Here is an 18391-nt window from a genome sequence, read left to right as displayed (position 1 = left end):
GGAGGGACTGACCTGCGGACGGCTCGATCTGCTGCTGCTCGCCGTGCCGCTCGGGGTGCCGGGCGTCACCGAACTGCCTCTCTTCGAGGAGGACTCGGTGTCGTCCAGATAGATCTGGCCGGAGGTGACGGTGTCGTGCGTCCGGGCCAGCTCCCGCGTGAGCGCGGTCTGTTCCTGGTCGAGGGTTTCGCGCCGGGAGGTGCGGGCGGCGGCCCGCCGCTCCACCTGCTGCCGGGCGTCGAGCCGCTCCCGGTGTTCGCGCTCGGCCCGGTCGAGGGCCTCCTGCGCCGTATGGGTGCCCGACGCGAGGAGACGGGCCTCGCCGTGCTCCCGTTCCAGCCGCGCGACCAGCTCCTCCAGTTCGCCCACGGCGGGCTCCCGGCCGGCCCCGTCGCCGGGGCCGCTCCCGGAACCGTCACCGGGACCGTCATCGGGGCCGGAACCGGCGGTGCGGGCGCGGTCGCGGGCGGAGGCCAGGGCCTCGCCGGTCACCGCCCGTTCGCGTTCCGCCGCCGACCGGGCGGCCTCGGCCCGGGTGTACTCCCCGTACGCCGCGTCCTCCCGCGCCGGGTCCACCCGGTCGTCGGACGGCCGGGCCGGAGCGGGGTGTTCGGCGGAGCCGCAGACCGCGCAGGGCTCGCCCGGGGCCAGCGCGGACGCCAGCTCCGCCGCCATTCCGAGCAGTCGGCGCTCCTTGAGGTCGAGCCAGCTCTCACGGGCCTCACCGGCCCGGTCGCGGGCGGCGCGCAGCCGCTGCTCCGCCCCGGCCGCCTCGGCGGCGAGCCGGTCGCGGTCGCGGGCGGCGCGCAGCCGGTCGCGGGCCGGGGCGAGCCGGCCCGCGAGGTTCTCGGCGCGCAGCACGGCCTCCCGCGCGGCGGACAGGCGTTCGCGGTGCTCGTGGCGGAGGACCTCCCACTGGGCCAGCCATGCCTCCGCGTCCTGGAGGACGCTGTCGTCGGCGCCGGCCAAGCGGTCCAGTTCGTCCTGTTCGCGAGTGATCTCGGCGCTGCGCCGCTCGGCCCTGCGCGCGGCGTCCAGCCCGCCCAGATCCTGTCGCAGCCGCTGTTCGACCTCCGCGAGGTGCTCCGCGCCCGCGTCCCGCAGACCGGGCTCCAACCGGTCCCGGAGCCGGTCCAGGGCCGCGGTCGCCGTGCGGTGCTCCCGCTCGGTCTCGTCCCGCAGCCGGAGCGCGGGGGCGACCCGGTCCGCCCTGCGGGCGCGTTCGAGGGCGGCCAGCGCGCTCTCGTGCGCGCCCCGCCGCTCCTGGAGCGCGGCACGGCGGCGGTGGGTCTCCTCGTACCGCCGCTGGAGCCCGGCGAGTTCGCGCTCGTCCTCCAGTGCGCGCCGGGCGGCGGCTCCCCGGCTCTCGGCCCGGCTCAGCGCGAGGCCGGCGATGTCGCGGTGCTCCAGCGCGCCGGAGCGGGCGACGGCGGCCCACTCCAGGACGGCGCCGGCGAGTCCCGGATCGCCGGGCTGCTGCCGGGGCGGCGGCCACTCCCCGGGGTCCGGTCCCGCCGCCTGCTCCATCCTGTGCGCGGTGGCGAGGAGCCGTTCGTCCCCCGACCTCACCCGGGCCTCCGCCGCGCGCCGCCGGTCGGCGATGTGCTCCTCGACGGCGGCGAAGCGGCGGGTGTCGAAGAGCCTGCCGAGAAGTCTGCCCCGGGCCTCGGCGTCGGCGCGCAGAAAACGGGCGAAGTCGCCCTGGGGCAACAGGACCACCTGGCAGAACTGGTCGCGGCTCATCCCGATGAGCTGGGTCAGCTCCTCGCCGATCTCCTGGTGGGACTTGCTCAGCCCCTGCCAGGCGGCGGTCGCCGGGTCGTACTCGCGCAGGGTGCTCTGCGCCCGCTCGGTGGTGAAGCCCTTGCCGTTCCTCTTGGGGCGCGGCTGGGCGGGCAGCCGGGTGATCTCCAGCCGCCGGCCCCCGATGGTCAGCTCCAGCACGACCCGGGTGAGGGTGCCGGGCCCGGCGTGGTCACTGCGCAGGGAGGTGCCGGGGCTCTGCCGGGCGCCGGGCACCGCCCCGTACAGGGCGAAGCAGACGGCGTCCAGCACAGAGGTCTTGCCGGCGCCGGTCTGCCCGTGCAGGAGGAAGATCCCGCCGGTGGACAGGGCGTCGAAGTCGATCTCCTGCGCGGCTCCGAAGGGCCCGAAGGCGGTGATGGTCAGCCGGTGGAGCCTCATCGGCCCGCCCTCTCCTGTACGGCGTCGTCGACCCGGACCGCGTCGAAGGCCTCGCGCAGCACGGCCCGCTCCGGTCCGTCGGGCCCGTTGCCGCCGCGCACATGGGCCACGAAGTCCTCGGCGATCTGCTGATCCGCCCGGCCCTTCAGCCGCTGGGCGTACGAGACACCCTCGTCCGCGTTCTCGCGCTCGGGCTCGAAGCGCAGGCTCAGGGTGTGCGGGAAGCGCTCCCCGAGCCGGGCCATGGGGTCGGCGGGGCGGGCCGGGTCGGTGAGGGTCGCCTCGACGAAGGACTCCTCGTGCCGGGTGAGCGCGGGGTTCTCCAGCAGTCCGGTGAGGGTGCCGCGCAGCCGGGCGAGGGGTCGGGGCACGGGGCAGTCGAGGCGCCGGGCGTCGATCTCGCCGCCGGGTCCGAGGTCGACGAGCCACATCGTCTTGCGGTGGCCGGCCTCCGAGAAGGAGTACGCGAGCGGGGAACCGGAGTAGCGCACCCGGGCGTTGATGGTCTGGGAGCCGTGCAGATGCCCGAGCGCGGTGTAGTCGACGCCGTGGAAGACCCCCGCGGGCACGGCGCTGACCCCGCCGACGGTGATGTCGCGCTCGCTGTCGCTGGGCTCCCCGCCGGCGACGAAGGCGTGCGCGAGGACCACGGAGCGGGTGCCGGCCGGCCGGGTCGCGAGATCGGCGCGGACCCGGTCCATGGCGGCGGCGATCACGGCCTCGTGCTGGGCCCCGGCGGCCGACAGCTCGTCCTTCACCAGGGCGGGTTCGAGATAGGGCACTCCGTAGAACGCGACATCGCCGTGGTCGTCGGAGAGGATCACCGGGGTGGCGCAGCCGGCGGGGTCGGTCCGCAGATGGATGCCCGCGCGCTCGATCAGCCCGGCCGCGACACCGAGCCGGCGGGCCGAGTCGTGGTTGCCGGAGATCATCACCGTGGGCACGCCCTCGGCGGCGAGGCGGTGCAGCACCCGGTCGAAGAGCTCGATCGCGGCGAGCGGCGGCACGGCGCGGTCGTGGACATCGCCCGCGACCAGCAGCGCGTCCACCCGGTGCTCACGGACGGTCATCACCAGGTGATCGAGGAAAGCGGCCTGGGCCTCCAGCATGGAGACCCGGTGCAGGGAGCGTCCCAGATGCCAGTCCGATGTGTGCAGAAGCCTCAAGAGACCGCTCCGACCTGCATGTTTCCCTTTCTCCGCCCCTGGTTTCCGCACCCGCCCGGCACGGGGCCCGCCATCGGCTCCCCCCACGCTAGCGGGAATGCGCCCCGTCTCCGCCACGGCCCCCGGATTCGGGACGGCCCCGAGCGCGCCGCGCGGCGCATCGGCCGATCGGATGACGGCGCTGTCGTCCGGTGCGGGGAGCGGACCCGGGCCGGTGGTGGCGGAGGATGGAGCACGGGGCTCCGCGCGACGCCGGGCGGAGCCACCCGTGTCCGTACCGCGTCGAGGGGAGCGAGCCCGTGAGATCCGAGCAGCACCGGTCACTGGAGACGGCCCGGCCGCCGGGGAGCGCCCGGTGAGGCGGCGGGCCCTGCTGCTGGTGCCGGTGCTGGCGGGGGTGCTGGCCGGCTGCGGGACGGGGGCTCCCGGGGCGCCGGCTCCCGGGGCGGGGGCCGGCAGAACGGCCCCGGCGCCGCCCCCGTCCGCTTCCTCTTCCGCGCCGGTTCCGGTTCCGGTTCCGGCCGACCGGAACCCGGGCCGCGACACACCCCCGGGCACCCTGCTCGTGGCCGACTTCGGCGGGGACACCGTGACCTTCCTGCACCCCGAGCGCGGGCCCTTCGCCTCCGTACGCGTCGGTACGGCACCGTACGGCCTGGCGGTGGGCGCGGACGGGCGGGCCTGGGTCGCCACCGCCGAGGGCGTCGCGGTGGTGGACACCCGCACCCGCGAGAGCCTGGGCAGGATTCCGTACCGCACCCGGACCGGTCCGGTGACCGACGGGGAGTACCGGGGCGGCGGGATGGGGATCGCGCTCGCGCCGGACGGGAAGCGGCTGTACACCGGGGTCAATGTGCCCGGCGGGCCGGGAGTGCTGGAGGTCGTCGACACCTCGGCCCGGAAGGTCGTGGACACCGTCCCGGTGGGGCGGCGCCCCTTCGACATCGATGTCTCCCCCGACGGCCGTGAGGTGTACGCGACCAATCACGACTCCTTCGACGTGACGGCCGTACGCACCGGATCGCCGGCCGCCCGCCGCTTCGAGGTCGCCCCCTACGGCACCGAGGGCGGCCTCGGCTCCTGGCTCAAGCCGCACTACGCGGCGGTCCGGGAGGACGGCCGGCTGCTGCTGCCCTTCGAGGGGGAGCGGCTGGCCGTGCTCGACCCGCGCACCGGCGAGGTCGGCATCGAGCCGATGACCGCGAACACCCATCAGCACGGCGCCGCGCTGACCCCGGACGGGACCCTGCTCGCGGTCGGCACCGGGCCGATCGGCCCGGACGACGCCGGGGCCTCCCTGACGGTACGCGCGCAGGACGGCACGGAGAGGGTCATTCCGCTGGAGGGCCCGCACGAGGATGTCGCCGTGTCGGAGGACGGGCGCACCGCCTACGTGAGCGGCGGTTTCACCCGGGACGGACACTGGGACGGGATCACCGTCGTGGATCTGGCCGACGCGACGACGCGCCGGCTGCCCGGCGGCTCCCGGCCGCTCGGGATCACCGTCCTGCCGTGACCGGGACCGGTGGCCGGCCCTCTCCCCGGCCCGGGCGACCAGCGTCGGGGGGCGCGTTCGCTCCCCGGCCGGCGTGGGCGGGAACGGTCAGAGGTCGCCGTACGCCTCCCCGCCGGGTTCGAAGCCGGCCGTCCCCGCCGTGGCGTCCGCCAGCCAGCCCCGGAAGGTCTCGACCTCCGCGTCCGGAAGCCCGATCTCGATCGTGACGCGCTCCCCGTACCGCACCTCGCGCACCACCCGTCCCGTGGCGCGCAGATCGTTCTCCAGCTTGCCGGCGCGCTGGTGGTCGACGGTGACGGTGGCGAGCCGGAAGCGCCGCCGGGTGAGGGTGCCGAGGGTGTCCAGGGCTTCGCCGACCACTCCCCCGTACGCCCGGATCAGCCCGCCCGCGCCGAGTTTCACGCCGCCGTAGTAGCGGGTGACGACGGCGACCGCGTAGCGGACCTCCCGGCGCATCAGCATCTGGAGCATCGGCACTCCGGCGGTCCCGCCGGGCTCGCCGTCGTCGCTCGCCCTCTGGACGGAGGCGTCGGCGCCGATGACATACGCGAAGCAGTTGTGCGTTGCGGTGGCGTGCTCCCCGCGGACGCGGGCGATGAAGGCCTGGGCCTCCTCCTCGGTCGCGGCGGGTGCGAGCGCGCAGATGAAGCGCGATCTGTTGATCTCTGTCTCGTGCACGCCCTCGCGGGCGACCGTCCGGTACTGCTCCTGCATCCGTCCACCCTATGCGGCGCCCGGAGGGGAATGCTCCGCCCGGGTCGCCCGTTGTCGTCACCATGAGTCAAGACGCAGCGGTGAGCGAGGCGATCCACCGGATTCTGACCTCGACGGGCGACACCTGGGCGGTCGTGGGCCTCTCCTCGAACGAGTCCCGGGCGGCGTACGGGGTGGCCCGGGTCCTCCAGCGGTTCGGCAAGCGGGTGGTGCCGGTGCACCCGAAGGCGGAGACCGTCCACGGCGAGCGGGGGTACGCGTCGCTCGCGGAGATCCCCTTCCCCGTCGATGTCGTCGATGTCTTCGTCAACGCGGAGCTGGCGGGCCGGGTCGCGGACGAGGCCGTGGCGATCGGCGCGAAGGCGGTCTGGTTCCAGCTCGGTGTCGTCGACGAGCGGGCGTACGACAGGACCCGGGCGGCCGGTCTCGACATGGTGATGGACCGCTGCCCCGCGATCGAGATCCCCGCGCTCGGCCCGGACGCGGCGGGCACCGCCCGATGACCCTCTCCCCGGGAGGCGCCCGCCGGGGAGGTTCTTTCGGACCAGCCCGGCAGGGGCCGGGAGAGGCGACCTGGGTCGTCTCTTTCGGATCGTGCCGGGCTCGCGAGCCCCGGCACCGCGCCTCGCCGATCCGGCCCGACCCGAAAGAAACTTCCTAGATCCCCAGCCCGTCGAGGATCTCCGCGCCCGGGAGCCCCGCGAGCGCCTTGCCGGGGACGATCAGCTTTCCGCGCCGGTTGCCGCTGCCGATCAGCACCCAGGGGGCGTCGACGACCGCGCTGTCCAGGAGCAGGGGCCAGCCGGCGGGCAGGCCGACGGGGGTGATGCCGCCGTACTCCATCGCCGTCGCGCCGATCGCCGTCTCCATGGACGCGAACGACGCCTTGCGCGCGCCGAGATGTCTGCGGACGGCGCCGTTGACATCGACGCGGGTCCGGGAGAGCACGACACAGGCCGCGAGCGTGACCTCGCTGCCCCGCTTGCCCGCGACCACCACGCAGTTGGCGGAGGTGTCGAGCAGCTCCGGGCCGTGGTGCTCGGCGAAGACGGCGGTGTCGGCGATGGAGGGGTCGGTGTCCACGAAGATCAGCTGGTCCACGGGGACGTCCCCGGTCCAGCCGCCGACGGCGGCGGCGACCGGTGGCGGCAGCAGATCGAGGCAGTCGGCGGCGGGGCGGGCGTTGTCGAAGGTTCCCAGGGGAGCGCGCATCACGGCACGTTAACAGCGTCCGCCGGGGGCCGGGAATCACGCCGTCGCGGCTCCCCGCAGGGGCGGAACCGAGACCGCCATGGTCATCTCCACCACCTCCGTGCCGTCGTTGCGGTACGCGTGCGGGGTGTGCGCCTCGAAGGTCGCCGAGGTCCCGGCGGGCAGGGAGTGGGGCTCCCCGTCGACGACCAGGGTCAGCTCCCCCCGGGTGACATGGATCAGCTCCACCGTCCCCTCGGGGTGCGCGTCGGACTCGCTGCCGTCCCCGGGCATCAGCCGCCACCCCCACAGCTCCAGCGGTCCGCGCCGCTCGGCGCCGACCAGCAGCCTGGTGTGGCTGCCGGTGGAGGTGGACCACATCCGCACCGCCTGTTCGGGCGGTACGACCCGGACCTGTGCGCCCTGTTCGTAGTCGAGCAGGGTGGTGAGGGAGACACCGAGGGCGTCGGCGAGCTTCACCGTGGTGCCGACACTGGGGTTGGTCCGGGCCTGCTCGATCTGGATGATCATTCCCCGGCTGACCCCGGCGAGAGCGGCGAGGGCGTCGAGGGTGAGTCCCCGCTCCGCGCGCCGGCGTTTGAGGTTGCGGGCGAGCGCCTGGGTGAGCTGGTCGAGATCCGACACATTCCGTCCATCGTGTTGAATGACAGGGTCAAAAATACCGCACTACCGTGTGCTGAACTCCATCGTTCACCGCACGGTACTGCGAGGCCGCCATGACCGCACTGTTCGCCCTGGCCACCGCTCTGCTCTGGGGGCTGGCCGACTTCGGCGGCGGGCTGCTGACCCGGCGGGTGCCCGCGCTGACCGTGGTGGTGGTCTCGCAGTCCCTCGCGGTGGCCGTCCTCGGGGTGGTCGTGGTGGCCACGGGCGCGTGGCGGGAGGCCGGACCGCAGCTCTGGTACGCGGTGGGCGCCGGGGTCGTCGGGCCGGTGGCGATGCTCTGCTTCTACAAGGCGCTCGCGCTGGGGCCGATGGGGGTGGTCTCCCCGCTGGGCTCGCTCGGTGTCGCCGTGCCCATCGGCGTCGGGCTGCTCCTGGGCGAGCGGCCCGGGCTGCTCCAGTTCGCCGGGATCGGGGTCGCCGTGGCGGGGATCGTCCTCGCCGGGGGGCCCGAGCTGCGCGGGGCGCCCGTGCGGCGGCAGGCCATCGCGCTCACCCTCGTCGCCGCGCTCGGTTTCGGCGCGGTGATGGCGCTGATCGCCGAGGCGTCGGCCACGCTCACCGGGCTGTTCCTCGCGCTCTTCGTCCAGCGGGTCACCAATGTGGCGGTCGGCGGTGCGGCGCTGTACGCCTCGGTCGCGCGCGGCGCGCGGGCGCTGCCGGAGGACGGCGGATGGCCGGTCGTACGGGCCTCGCTCCCCGCGCTCGCCTTCGTGGGGCTCGCGGATGTGGCGGCCAACGGCACCTACTCGATCGCCGCGCAGAGCGGTCCGGTGACGGTCGCGGCCGTGCTGGCCAATCTCTACCCGGTGGTGACGGTCCTGGCGGCGCTGGTCCTGCTGCGGGAGCGGCTGCGGGTGGTGCAGGCGGCGGGCGCGGGCCTCGCCCTGGTGGGCACCGTACTGCTCGCCACGAAGTGAACGGGGCGGCCCGAGGGAGCGGGGGCGGCCCGGCGGGGGCGGGAGCGGTTCGGGGAAAGCGGGGGCGGCCCGGCGGGGGCGGGAGCGGTTCGGGGAAAGCGGGAGCGGCCCGGCGGGGGCGGGAGCGGTTCGGCGAGGCGGGAGCCGCCCCGGGGTCAGGAGCCGTCCTCGGACCTCTCCAGCTCGGCGAGGGCGAGCAGCTGCTCCGGGGTGATGCCGTCCGGGAGCGGCACCGGGGCCGGTGTCCGCAGCGGGGGGCGCCAGCCCTCGACCGGGTCCCAGCTCCGCACCACCCGCGCGGGGGCCCCGGCCACCACACAGTGGTCGGGCACCTCTCCGCGTACGACCGCTCCCGCCGCGACCACGACATTGCGGCCGAGCCGCGCGCCGGGCAGCACCACGGCTCCGGTCCCCAGCCAGCAGCCGGGTCCGATCTCCACCGGTTCGGTGCGCGGCCACTGCTTGCCGACGGGCTCGTGCGGGTCGTCGTAACTGTGGTTGGTGGAGGTGATGTAGACATACGGGCCGCAGTAGGTGTCCGAGCCGATGGAGACCCGGGTGTCGGCGATGACATGGCTGCCCCGGCCGAGGACGACCCCGTCGCCGAGGGTCAGGATCGGATCGGCGCCCAGGTCGAGGCCGGGCATCATGCCCGCCGTGAGGGTGACCTGCTCGCCGATGACGCAGTGGTCGCCCAGCTCGATCCACGCCTCGCCGAAGACGGTGCCCTGCGGAAAGGCCAGCCGGGTGCCGTGGCCCAGCCGGCGGAACCGCAGCCGGCCGGGGCGCTCGGCGGTGACGGCGCCCGCCCGCTGCGTCCACTGCCAGCCACGGTGGACGGCGCGGCTGACCGCGCTCCGCCACCAGCGCGCAGGCGAGGAGAACGTGTTTCTGTTTCTGGGCACCCGGTCACGGTAATCGGCGGGACCTGGGCCGTTCAGGGACCCGGGCTGTGATGTTCGCCCCATGGAGGGGGCTCCGGCGGTCCGTGCCCCGCCTCCCCGGAGCGGCCCCCGCACCCTCCGGACGCCTCAGCGGATGGCTGAAAACCGACGCTCGAACCCGCCGGTCGACCCTTCGGAATCAGGCCGTTCGGCGGGATCTCCGCGCCCGGGGGCCCCGCACCGTCGGCCCGGACGGGGTTCTCGGCACCACCGAAGGGTTCCTGTGGAATTCGCCGTCTATCACGATCCATCCGCCGAGGCGGTCACTTCGGGACTAAGTCAACCGTTCTGCGTGCTCGGGGCCCCGACCGGACTCGTTGGCCATGGCACGTGACTACCATGAGCGCGACATACGTGCGGAAGATCACCGTCAACTTTTGGTGACCGCGCCTGTGTTCTGCCGATCCAAGCAACGAGGGACCGCATGTCAGTGCCAGTCGCCCCCAAACCGCGCAGGATACGAACACCTCGGCCCCAGTCCACGGCCGTACCGCTGGTCTCGGTCGTCCTGGCCGGGGCGGCCGGCGGCGCGGCGACAGCGGCGGCACCGGACGCGGCCCGCTCCTGGGTCGCCGTCACCGCCCTGGCCGCCTGGGTCTGGGTGGCCGTGACCGTGGCCGTGGGAGTCATGAGCGCGCGCCGGGCCCACTCCGCCGCGGCCGCCACCACCGCCGAACTCCGCTCGGTCCAGGCCCAGTCGTCGCGGTCCGCCGCGGAATCCGCCCATCTGACCAATGTCACCTTCCCCACCGTCGTCAAGCGGCTGCGGGACGGCGAGAGCGCGGGCTCGGCGGTCGCCGCCACGGCCCCGCCGTCGGACCCCCAGCTCCGCCGGATGCTCCAGCTGTTCGCGGCCGAACTGGCCGCGGGTGAACTGCGGGCCGCGACGGCGGAGTCCGGGCGCGCCGGAGCCGTACAGCAGCTGAACCGGGCGGCGGGCGAGCTGGACCGGCTGACCGGCGCGACCCTGCCCGCCGCCATCGAGCGGCTGCGCGGCGGGGCGTCCGCCGGTACCGCGCTGGCCGAGCTGGACCCGCCGGCCGATGCGCGGCTGCGGGCGATCCTGGACCTGGTGGTCCGGGAGTTCGCCTTCAGCGAGCGCCGCGCGGCGGCGGCCCAGGGCGCGAGCGCCAAGGTGCTGAGCCGGGTTCAGGCCAAGGCCGTGAGCATGCTGGCCGATCTCCGCGACATGCAGGATCGTCACAGCGAAGAGGTGTTCGGGGATCTGCTCCGGCTCGATCACAACACCTCACAGCTCGGTCTGCTCACCGACCGGCTGGCGCTGCTGATGGGCGGCCGGGCGAGCCGGGCGTGGAACAAGCCGATCGTGATGGAGTCCATCCTGCGCGGCGCCGTCGGCCGGATCGCCGCCTACCAGCGGGTCCGGCTGCACTCCACCAGCACCGCGGCCGTCGCCGGCTACGCCGCCGAGGGCGTGATGCATCTGCTCGCCGAGCTGATGGACAACGCGGCCAACTTCTCCCCGCCCATCGACGAGGTCCATGTCTATGTGGAGGAGCGCACGGCCGGACTGGTCGTCACCATCGAGGACAGCGGACTGAAGATGGCCGACGCCGCGATGCGGCGCGCCGAGGAGGCCGTCTCCGGCCGCTTCCAGGATCTCGCCCATCTGCAGAGCACCCGGCTCGGACTGGTCGTGGTGGGCCTGCTGGCCTCCAAGTACCACATGAGCGTGAGCTTCCGGCCCTCGTCGCGCGGCGGCACCGGGGTCGTGGTGCTCTTCCCGCCGCAACTGCTGCACCAGACGCGGACGGCCGCCCCGGAGCCGGTGGAGCAGCGCCCCCAGGCGCCCGCCGCCGCGCCGGTCCGGACGGCCGAGCGGGCCCGCGAGCACCCCCAGGCGCCCGCGCCGGCCCCGGTGACCGCGCCTGCCGCGCGGATGCCGGACCCCGCCGTACCCGCCCAGCGCCCCCTGCCGCCCCCGGCCCCCGACGCCCCCCGGGGCGCGACCCCGGGCGGTCTGCCCGTACGCCCTCCGGGGCGCACCATGGCCGCCGCCGACCGGGGCCGCCCGGAGCCGGACGCCCGCTCCGCCGGTGCGTCCGCCCCCACCCGGCCCGGGCGGGACGCCGGGACCCAGTTCGGCGCCTTCCACCGGGCACGCAAGGCCCAGGACGACCGGCGGGACGGATCGCCGGAGCAGTGACCGCCGGGGCGGGTGCCCCTGATGAACCACACCCCGAACCACCCCTGATGTCTACGCGGACAGGAGGCACGGGCCGGTGGCCGGACCGTCCGGCGACACCGCCCCACGCAGCTCATGCAGACCACCGACAACAGCCTGACCTGGCTACTGGAAAGCCTGCTCGACCGGACCCCGGGCACTCGCCACGCCCTGGTGCTCTCCCGGGACGGGCTCAAGCTCTGCTGGACCCCCCATCTCACCCTCGACCAGGCCGACCAGCTCGCCGCGATCTGCTCCGGCATCCAGGCCCTGGCCCAGGGCGCCTCGGTCGAGTTCGGCAACGGCAACGGCGGCGTACGGCACTCGATGACCGAGTTCCACGGCGGGCTGCTCTTCATCGTGGAGGCGGGCGCGGGCGCGCATCTGGCCGTCGTCGCCGATGACGGGGCGGACCCCGGTGCCGTGGGCCACCAGATGACCGAGTTGGTCGAGCAGATCGGCGAGCATCTCCGGGCGGAACCGCGCACCCCCTCGGAGAACCGGCTTTCATGACGCCGCGCCGCCCCGTCGACCTGGGTGACCCCGACCGGCTCTATACCGTCACCGGTGGCCGCAGCCGGGCCGATGACGAGAAGTTCGACCTGGTGACCCTGGTCGTCAGCGAGTGCGAACCGACACCGGGAATGCAGTCGGAACATGTACGGATTCTCGAACTGTGCCGCCGCCCCATCGCGGTCGTGGAAATCTCCGCCGAGCTGAAGCTGCCGATCACGGTGGTGCGCATCCTGCTGGGCGATCTCCAGTCGACGGGGCGGATCACCGCCCGGCATCCCCGGGTGGGTCGCTCACTCGTCGATCTGCCCGACTCGGCCCTCTTGGAGGAGGTGCTCCATGGACTCCGCAATCTCTGAACTGCCCGGCCGCACCCCGCTGGCCGAATCCGCCGACACCGGACTGAAGATCGTCATCGTGGGCGGCTTCGGGGTCGGCAAGACCACCCTGGTGAGATCGGTCAGCGAGATCCGACCGCTGAACACCGAGGAGGTGATGACCCAGGCGAGCATCGGGGTGGACGAGCCCGCCGGCCTCAGCGGGAAGACCACCACCACGGTGGCCTTCGACTTCGGCCGGATATCCCTGAACGAACGCATGGTGCTGTACTTGTTCGGCGCCCCGGGCCAGGAGCGCTTCTGGTTCCTGTGGGACGGCCTCTTCTCCGGGACGCTCGGTGCCGTGGTGCTGGTCGACACCCGCCGGATGAGCGACTCCTGGTACGCCGTCGACCGGCTCGAACACCACCGGACCCCGTTCGTGGTGGCGGTCAACCGCTTCGACGGCGACCACGCGGCGTTCTCGCTGGAGGAGATCCGCCAGGCGCTGGCGCTCCCCGCCCATGTGCCGCTGATCGAGTGCGACGCCCGGGTCCGCTCGTCCGGCAAGCAGGTTCTGATCAGCCTTGTCGACCACCTTCACGAACTGGCCAGGGCCAGGGAGACGACATCATGACCGAACGCACCGGATACGACTCCCGCGGGCCCGGCGGCGGCCCGCCGGCGGGCTGTCCCGCCCACGGGGGCGCGATCCCGCTCAGCGGGCTGGAGTTCCAGCAGACCCCCTCCGAGCTGTACCGCTCCCTGCGCCGGGAGCACGGGGCGGTCGCTCCGATCCTGCTCGACGGCGGGGTGCCGGCCTGGCTGGTGCTCGGGTACGCCGAGGTCAGCTATGTGACCGGCCATGACGAGCTCTTCGCCCGTGACTCCCGCCGCTGGAACCAGTGGCCGAACATCCCGCCGGACTGGCCGCTGATGCCGTTCGTCGGCTACCAGCCCTCCGTGCTGTTCACCGAGGGGCCCGAGCACCAGCGCAGGGCCGGGGTGATCACCCAGGCCCTGGAGGGGGTCGACCAGTTCGAGCTGGCGCAGTGGTCGCGGGCCATCGCCCACCAGCTGATCGACTCCTTCGCCGGCAGCGGACGGGCCGAGCTGATGGCCTCGTACGCCCACGCGCTGCCGATGCGCGCCGCGGTCCAGATGTGCGGGATGCCCGCCGGGGGCGAGGACACCGAGGATCTGGTGACGGATCTGCGGATTTCGCTGGACGCCGGGGAGGGCGACGACCCGGTGGCCGCCTACGTCCGTGTGCAGGAGCGGATTCAGCGGCTGGTCAAGGAGAAGCGGGCGGACCCGGGGCCGGATGTCACCTCGCGGATGCTCACCCATCCGGCCGGTCTGACGGACGACGAGATCGTCCAGGACCTGATCTCGGTGATCGCCGCCGCCCAGCAGCCGACCGCCAACTGGATCTGCAACACGCTGCGGCTGCTGCTCACCGACGACCGGTTCGCGCTCAATGTCTCCGGGGGGCGGCTCAGCGTCGGCCAGGCCCTGAACGAGGTCCTCTGGCTGGACACCCCGACCCAGAACTTCATCGGCCGGTGGGCGGTGCGCGACACCCAGCTCGGCGGGCGGCAGATCCGGGCCGGGGACTGCGTGGTGCTGGGGCTCGCGGCGGCCAACACCGATCCGCAGATCTGGCCCGAGGGGCACATCGGCGCCGAGAACTCGGCCCATCTCTCCTTCAGCAACGGCGAGCACCGCTGCCCGTACCCGGCGCCGCTGCTGGCCGATGTCATCGCCCGTACGGCGGTCGAGACACTGATGGAGCGGCTGCCGGACGTGGTGCTCGCCGTGGAGCCGGAGGAGCTGACCTGGCGCCCGTCGATCTGGATGCGCGGGCTGACCTCGCTCCCGGTGCGTTTCACACCGGTCGTACGGTGAGTGGCGCCCGGCGCCGCACCGGGAGCGGGCGCCGGGTCACCCCGCCGTCGGGGTGAAGCGCACGGGCAGCGAGGCCGGGCCCCGGGTGAAGACTCCCTGTTCCCGGGGTTCGAAGCCCTCGGCGAGCCGCAGATCCGGCATGGCGTCGAGGAGCTGGCCGACACCGATCTCCACCTCGGCCCGGGCGAGCAGCGCCCCGACGCAGAAGTGGCGGCCGAGCGCGAAGGCCAGATGGTCGGCGGCGGCGGAGAAGGCGGTGGTCGTGGTGAGGTCGTCGCGGAAGAGGTCGAAGGTGTCGGGCTCGCGGTAGCGGTCGGGGTCGCGGTTGGCCGCGCCGATCAGACAGGTGACGGTGGCTCCGGCGGGGATGGTACCGCCGCTGACCGTCACATCGGCCGCGGTCTGACGCATGATCATATGGACCGGCGGGGTGTGGCGGAGGGTCTCCGCGAAGGCCCGGCCGATCAGCGAGCGGTCCTCGCGCACGGCGGCCAGTTGCTCCGGGTGGCCGAGCAGATTGGCGAAGATGCTGGCGATGGCCTTGTCGGTGGTCTCCCCGCCGGCCGCCAGGAGCAGGCTGCAGAAGGCCTTGATGTCCTCGTCGCTCATCCGCACCCCGTCGACCTCGGCGGCGCAGAGCGTGGAGAGCAGGTCGTCGCCGAGGTTCTCCCGGCGCTCGCGGATGATCGGGAACATGTACTCGGCGAACTCGACGCGGGTGCGCTCACCGGCCGCCGCGACCTCGGGGTCCCCGGCGAGGTTGCCGAGGAAGGCGATGACGGTGGTGTACCAGCCGTGGAAGCGGGCGTGGTCGGCCTTGTCGAGGCCGAGCATGTCGGCGATGACATTGACCGGGAAGCGGGTGGCGAAGGAGCTGACCAGGTCGGTGGAGCCGGTGTGGCGGAAGGTGTCGATGAGGTCGCGGGCGTTGCGCTCGATCACCGGGAGGAACTTCTCCTGGAGGTCGGTGCCCCGGAAGGCGGGGGCGACCAGCGCCCTGCGCACGGCGTGCTCCCGGCCGCTGAGCTGAAGGATCGTTTTGCCGTGGACGGGCTCGATCTGCCAGTCGTAGTTGTCCGTGGTGTAGAGCGACTCCTTGTCCTTGAAGGCGCGTTCGACGTCCTCGTACCGCGAGATGAGATAGCTCTGCGTCGGTTCATGCCACAGGAGAGGGGCGCTCTCCCGCATCGCGCTGTACACCGGGTAGGGGTTCGCGGCGAACTCGGGCGACAGGATGTCGGGAATGTGGTGGGTGGTGACCATGGACGCTCCCTTGGGTAACGGACTACATGCACCACGTTATTGACCATTCGTCGGCCAAAACAGATGGATCTTGGCCGAATTTGATTGTTGTGCCGCGCGCGGCGGTTCCGGAGGCGGCTCGGTCGGCCGTTTGGTCCGGAATGAGGGCGATTCATCCTGAATGAGCGCCGGACCGGTCCGGCGGAACCGGGTCCGCCACGGATCGATCCGCGTCAGCCCCTGGGGGTCGCCTCGCGGTGCGCCCCGGCCAGCTCCTGGTACAGGGCGGCGTTGCGGACGATGTCCGCGCGCTCCTCCCCGGTCAGCTCGCGCCGGACCTTCGCGGGCACCCCCGCGACCAGGGAGCCCGGCGGAACCCGCATCCCCTGGGGCACCAGCGCCTGGGCGGCGACGAGGGAGCCTGCGCCGATGCGGGCGCCGTTGAGCACGGTCGCGCCCATGCCGATGAGGACATCGTCCTCGACCGTGCAGCCGTGCAGCACGGCGTTGTGGCCGACGGAGACCCGCTCGCCGACCGACACCGGGAAGCCGGGGTCGACATGGACCGTGCAGTTGTCCTGGATGTTGGAGCCGGCGCCGATGACGATGGGGCCGCAGTCGGCGCGCAGCACCGCGTGGTACCAGACACCGGAGCCGGGGCCGAGGGTGACCTCGCCGACCACCACGGAGGTGGGGGCGGTGAAGGCGTCCGGCGCGATGTCCGGGTCCTTGCCGCCCACGCCCGCGATCCATGCCTGTGCCGTCATCGCCCGCTCCCCTCCCGGCGCGCACCCCAGCGGCGCACGCCGGGCAGCCTACCCAGCGGGTGATCAGGAGTGGGGGCGCAGGGTCCAGACGATGGTCATCTCGCCGGTGACGGCGCCGTCCGCGCGCTGGATGGCGATATGCACCGGGAACTCGGGCCGGCCGCCGCCGTCCAGTTCGGCGACGACATCGGCGGCGGGCCGGCCGAGGGTCGCGGTCGCGGTGACCTCGCCCATCGCCAGCTTCCTGTAGCCGATCTCGGCCCGGACGGCGAGCGGGACGGCGCGGCTCAACTGGTCGCCGAAGGCGGCGAGGACGACGGCACCGCTCGCCGACTCCGCGAGGGTGAACATCGCGCCGGCGTGCGGGCCGCCGACATGGTTGTGGAAGTCGCTCTGGTCCGGCAGGCGCAGCACCGCGCGTTCGGCGGTGGTCTCCAGGAAGGCGAGGTTGAGGGTGCGGGCCATGGGGACGGTGGCGGCGAGCATCTCGCCGACGGACATCTGATCAGCGCTCATGGCCGCGATGTTACCGGCGGGTAGTACGGTTGGCCATCCCCGCGGTCCGGCGATGGGGAGCGCCCGGGCTCCCGGTCTCCCGGGTCCGCGGCGGACCAGGGTCTTCCGTTTGGATCGGGCCGGATCAGTGAGCGGGGTCCGGTGCCGTGCGTCGCGGGGCGGAGGACTGAGCCACCGCGGTGGGGGCACCTTCCGCGCCCGCCAAAGGGCACGCGGGCACAGGGGCACAGGGGCACAGGGGCGATGGGCGACGACGCGGCGGGGCGCGGTGCCAGGGCACGCGAGCCCAGCAAGATCCCAGCGGAAGGCCCCAGGTGCTCGGCGATCCGGGCCGCCGCCGCGCCGGTTGCGCGCCGGTCCCGCGCCGGTTCCGCGCCGGTCCCGCGCCGGTCCCGCGCCGGGAACCCGGGCTTCCGGCGGGGCGGAAGTGGCCTGTGTGACACCGCGCCTCTATGGTTACTCGCCATGTGGCCAGGACAGCAGCCGCCCGGGGGCGAGAACCCGCAGCAGCCCAACCCGTACCAGCAGGGGCAGCAGCAGCCCAACCCGTACCAGCGGCCGGGGCAGCAGCCACCCGGCCCGTACCAGCAGCCGAATCCGTATCACCAGCCCGGGTTTCAGCAGCCGAACCCCTACACCCAGCCGACCGTGGCGCGGCCCATGGCCACCGCCGCCCCCGGGGGTCCGGGGGGCGGTGGCGGACGCGGGCGGACCGCGCTGGTCGCGATCGTGGCCGCCACGGCGGTGGTCGCCGCCGCCGTGATCACCGCGACCGTGGTCCTGCGGGACAACGGGACCGGCGGGGACACGGACGGCAAGGCCCCGGCGGCGAACGCCTCGGACCAGGACGGTACGAGCACCTCCGTACCGCCGTCCCCGGCCGACGGGGCAGCGGGCGCGCCCTCGTCACCGGCGGAGAACCCGCGCGGGACGGAGGACGTCGAGCCGACCATCCCGGGCTGGAAGGTGGTCACCAACCCCAAGCACGGCACCCGGTTCGACGTACCGCCCCAGTGGACCGTCGCCGGCGCCGGGATCAGCACCTTCCTGGAGGACGAGAAGAAGGGCGGCGGGGTCCCCCTGGTCACCATGTCCGCCCCGGCCCATCTGAAGCCCAGGTGGTGCATCGACGACTCGGGCGGGCTGACCCGGACCTCCGGGCTGGCCACCGCCGGCACCAAGGGCGGCAAGGGCGCCAAGGACACCCGGACGGCCGCCTACAACGAGGCGGGCGTCTGGGCGTGGGGCGCCTTCGCGCAGAAGGAGCCCAAGGGCACCGTCTCCATCACCCCGGCCAAGCCCTACACGACCGCGTCGGGACTGCGCGGCAGCAGGGCGACGGCGACGGCGGACGGGGTCCGGAAGAAGTCGAAGTGCGCCAGTGACGGCAAGTCGGTGGCGTTCACCTTCAAGGACGCCACCGGGGAGTTCAGGACCTGGGTGCTGTACGCCGCCGCGGGCGTCCCCGACGAGGTCCCGGACGCGACGATCGACCGGGTGCTGTCCACCTTGCGGGCGGTGGGGAAGCCGGCGGGCTGAGGGGACACCGGCGGGGCAGGTGTCCCTGCGGGGCAGGGCGGGGCGGAGGGGAAGGCAGCAGGTTTTCGGGGGCCGGGCTCGCACC

General features: G+C 73.7%; 18 protein-coding genes. 9 read left to right on the top strand and 9 right to left on the bottom strand.

Going from position 1 to position 18391, the window contains the following annotated elements; translation table 11 throughout:
* Both ABT122_RS16365 and ABT122_RS16360 read right to left on the bottom strand, forming a co-directional pair.
* The coding region (locus ABT122_RS16365; RefSeq protein WP_351551582.1) for an AAA family ATPase at positions 1 to 2184 on the bottom strand (2184 nt) is incomplete at its 3' end.
* Complete coding sequence (locus ABT122_RS16360) at positions 2181 to 3350, bottom strand: exonuclease SbcCD subunit D (protein ID WP_351551579.1); 1170 nt, start codon at positions 3348 to 3350, stop codon at positions 2181 to 2183. The genes ABT122_RS16365 and ABT122_RS16360, both read right to left, overlap by 4 nt.
* Before the next feature lie 355 nt (positions 3351 to 3705).
* On the opposite strand from ABT122_RS16360, the gene ABT122_RS16355 reads away from it, so the two are divergent.
* Complete coding sequence (locus tag ABT122_RS16355; RefSeq protein WP_351551576.1) at positions 3706 to 4866, top strand: YncE family protein; 1161 nt, start codon at positions 3706 to 3708, stop codon at positions 4864 to 4866.
* Positions 4867 to 4953: 87 nt separating this feature from the next.
* Here the strand turns inward: ABT122_RS16355 and ABT122_RS16350 are convergent, their stop codons facing one another.
* Positions 4954 to 5580: a YigZ family protein gene (locus tag ABT122_RS16350; RefSeq protein ID WP_351551573.1), complete on the bottom strand. Its 627-nt coding sequence runs from the start codon at positions 5578 to 5580 to the stop codon at positions 4954 to 4956.
* Between the two features lie 62 nt (positions 5581 to 5642).
* Here ABT122_RS16350 and ABT122_RS16345 point away from each other — a divergent pair, with 62 nt between their 5' ends.
* A complete protein-coding gene (locus ABT122_RS16345) occupies positions 5643 to 6083 on the top strand; it encodes a CoA-binding protein (RefSeq protein WP_351551570.1) in 441 nt (146 codons plus the stop codon).
* 154 nt (positions 6084 to 6237) lie between these two features.
* Here the strand turns inward: ABT122_RS16345 and ABT122_RS16340 are convergent, their stop codons facing one another.
* Together ABT122_RS16340 and ABT122_RS16335 are read right to left on the bottom strand one after the other, a co-directional pair.
* The gene (locus tag ABT122_RS16340) at positions 6238 to 6792 is read right to left on the bottom strand and encodes a YbaK/EbsC family protein (RefSeq protein WP_351551567.1); all 555 of its coding nucleotides are present in this window, start codon (positions 6790 to 6792) and stop codon (positions 6238 to 6240) included.
* Between the two features lie 36 nt (positions 6793 to 6828).
* A complete protein-coding gene (locus ABT122_RS16335; RefSeq protein ID WP_351551564.1) occupies positions 6829 to 7416 on the bottom strand; it encodes a helix-turn-helix domain-containing protein in 588 nt (195 codons plus the stop codon).
* Between the two features lie 92 nt (positions 7417 to 7508).
* Between ABT122_RS16335 and ABT122_RS16330 the strand changes: the two genes are divergently transcribed.
* On the top strand, positions 7509 to 8375 hold the full coding sequence (locus ABT122_RS16330) for a DMT family transporter (RefSeq protein WP_351551561.1): 867 nt from the start codon (positions 7509 to 7511) through the stop codon (positions 8373 to 8375).
* Between the two features lie 155 nt (positions 8376 to 8530).
* On the opposite strand, the gene ABT122_RS16325 is transcribed toward ABT122_RS16330, so the two are convergent.
* Entirely contained in the window at positions 8531 to 9280 is a 750-nt protein-coding gene (locus ABT122_RS16325) for an acyltransferase (RefSeq protein ID WP_351551558.1), read from the bottom strand.
* 463 nt (positions 9281 to 9743) lie between these two features.
* Between ABT122_RS16325 and ABT122_RS16320 the strand changes: the two genes are divergently transcribed.
* The 5 genes from ABT122_RS16320 (at position 9744) to ABT122_RS16300 (ending at position 14242) form a co-directional block, all read left to right on the top strand.
* Positions 9744 to 11486 carry a sensor histidine kinase gene (locus ABT122_RS16320; RefSeq protein ID WP_351551555.1) on the top strand — a complete coding sequence of 581 codons (1743 nt, stop codon included), beginning with the start codon at positions 9744 to 9746 and terminating at the stop codon, positions 11484 to 11486.
* Between the two features lie 114 nt (positions 11487 to 11600).
* The gene (locus ABT122_RS16315; RefSeq protein WP_351551552.1) at positions 11601 to 12017 is read left to right on the top strand and encodes a roadblock/LC7 domain-containing protein; all 417 of its coding nucleotides are present in this window, start codon (positions 11601 to 11603) and stop codon (positions 12015 to 12017) included.
* Complete coding sequence (locus tag ABT122_RS16310; RefSeq protein ID WP_351551550.1) at positions 12014 to 12376, top strand: DUF742 domain-containing protein; 363 nt, start codon at positions 12014 to 12016, stop codon at positions 12374 to 12376. Before ABT122_RS16315 ends, ABT122_RS16310 begins: the two co-directional genes overlap by 4 nt.
* Entirely contained in the window at positions 12357 to 12971 is a 615-nt protein-coding gene (locus ABT122_RS16305; RefSeq protein ID WP_351551548.1) for a GTP-binding protein, read from the top strand. Before ABT122_RS16310 ends, ABT122_RS16305 begins: the two co-directional genes overlap by 20 nt.
* Positions 12968 to 14242 (top strand): cytochrome P450, encoded by a 1275-nt coding sequence (locus ABT122_RS16300; protein WP_351551546.1) that lies wholly within the window; start codon positions 12968 to 12970, stop codon positions 14240 to 14242. Before ABT122_RS16305 ends, ABT122_RS16300 begins: the two co-directional genes overlap by 4 nt.
* Before the next feature lie 36 nt (positions 14243 to 14278).
* Here the strand turns inward: ABT122_RS16300 and ABT122_RS16295 are convergent, their stop codons facing one another.
* The 3 genes from ABT122_RS16295 to ABT122_RS16285 all read right to left on the bottom strand — a co-directional run bounded on the left by ABT122_RS16295 (position 14279) and on the right by ABT122_RS16285 (position 16767).
* A complete protein-coding gene (locus ABT122_RS16295; protein WP_351551543.1) occupies positions 14279 to 15505 on the bottom strand; it encodes a cytochrome P450 in 1227 nt (408 codons plus the stop codon).
* 212 nt (positions 15506 to 15717) lie between these two features.
* The gene (locus ABT122_RS16290) at positions 15718 to 16251 is read right to left on the bottom strand and encodes a gamma carbonic anhydrase family protein (protein ID WP_351551540.1); all 534 of its coding nucleotides are present in this window, start codon (positions 16249 to 16251) and stop codon (positions 15718 to 15720) included.
* Between the two features lie 63 nt (positions 16252 to 16314).
* Complete coding sequence (locus ABT122_RS16285; RefSeq protein ID WP_351551537.1) at positions 16315 to 16767, bottom strand: DUF4442 domain-containing protein; 453 nt, start codon at positions 16765 to 16767, stop codon at positions 16315 to 16317.
* 465 nt (positions 16768 to 17232) lie between these two features.
* Between ABT122_RS16285 and ABT122_RS16280 the strand changes: the two genes are divergently transcribed.
* Positions 17233 to 18306: a DUF8017 domain-containing protein gene (locus ABT122_RS16280; protein WP_351551534.1), complete on the top strand. Its 1074-nt coding sequence runs from the start codon at positions 17233 to 17235 to the stop codon at positions 18304 to 18306.
* Positions 18307 to 18391 lie beyond the last annotated feature (85 nt).

Source organism: Streptomyces sp. NPDC001985, assembly GCF_040296845.1.
Lineage (GTDB): Bacteria > Actinomycetota > Actinomycetes > Streptomycetales > Streptomycetaceae > Streptomyces.
This window is presented reverse-complemented; position numbering and strand designations above follow the sequence as displayed.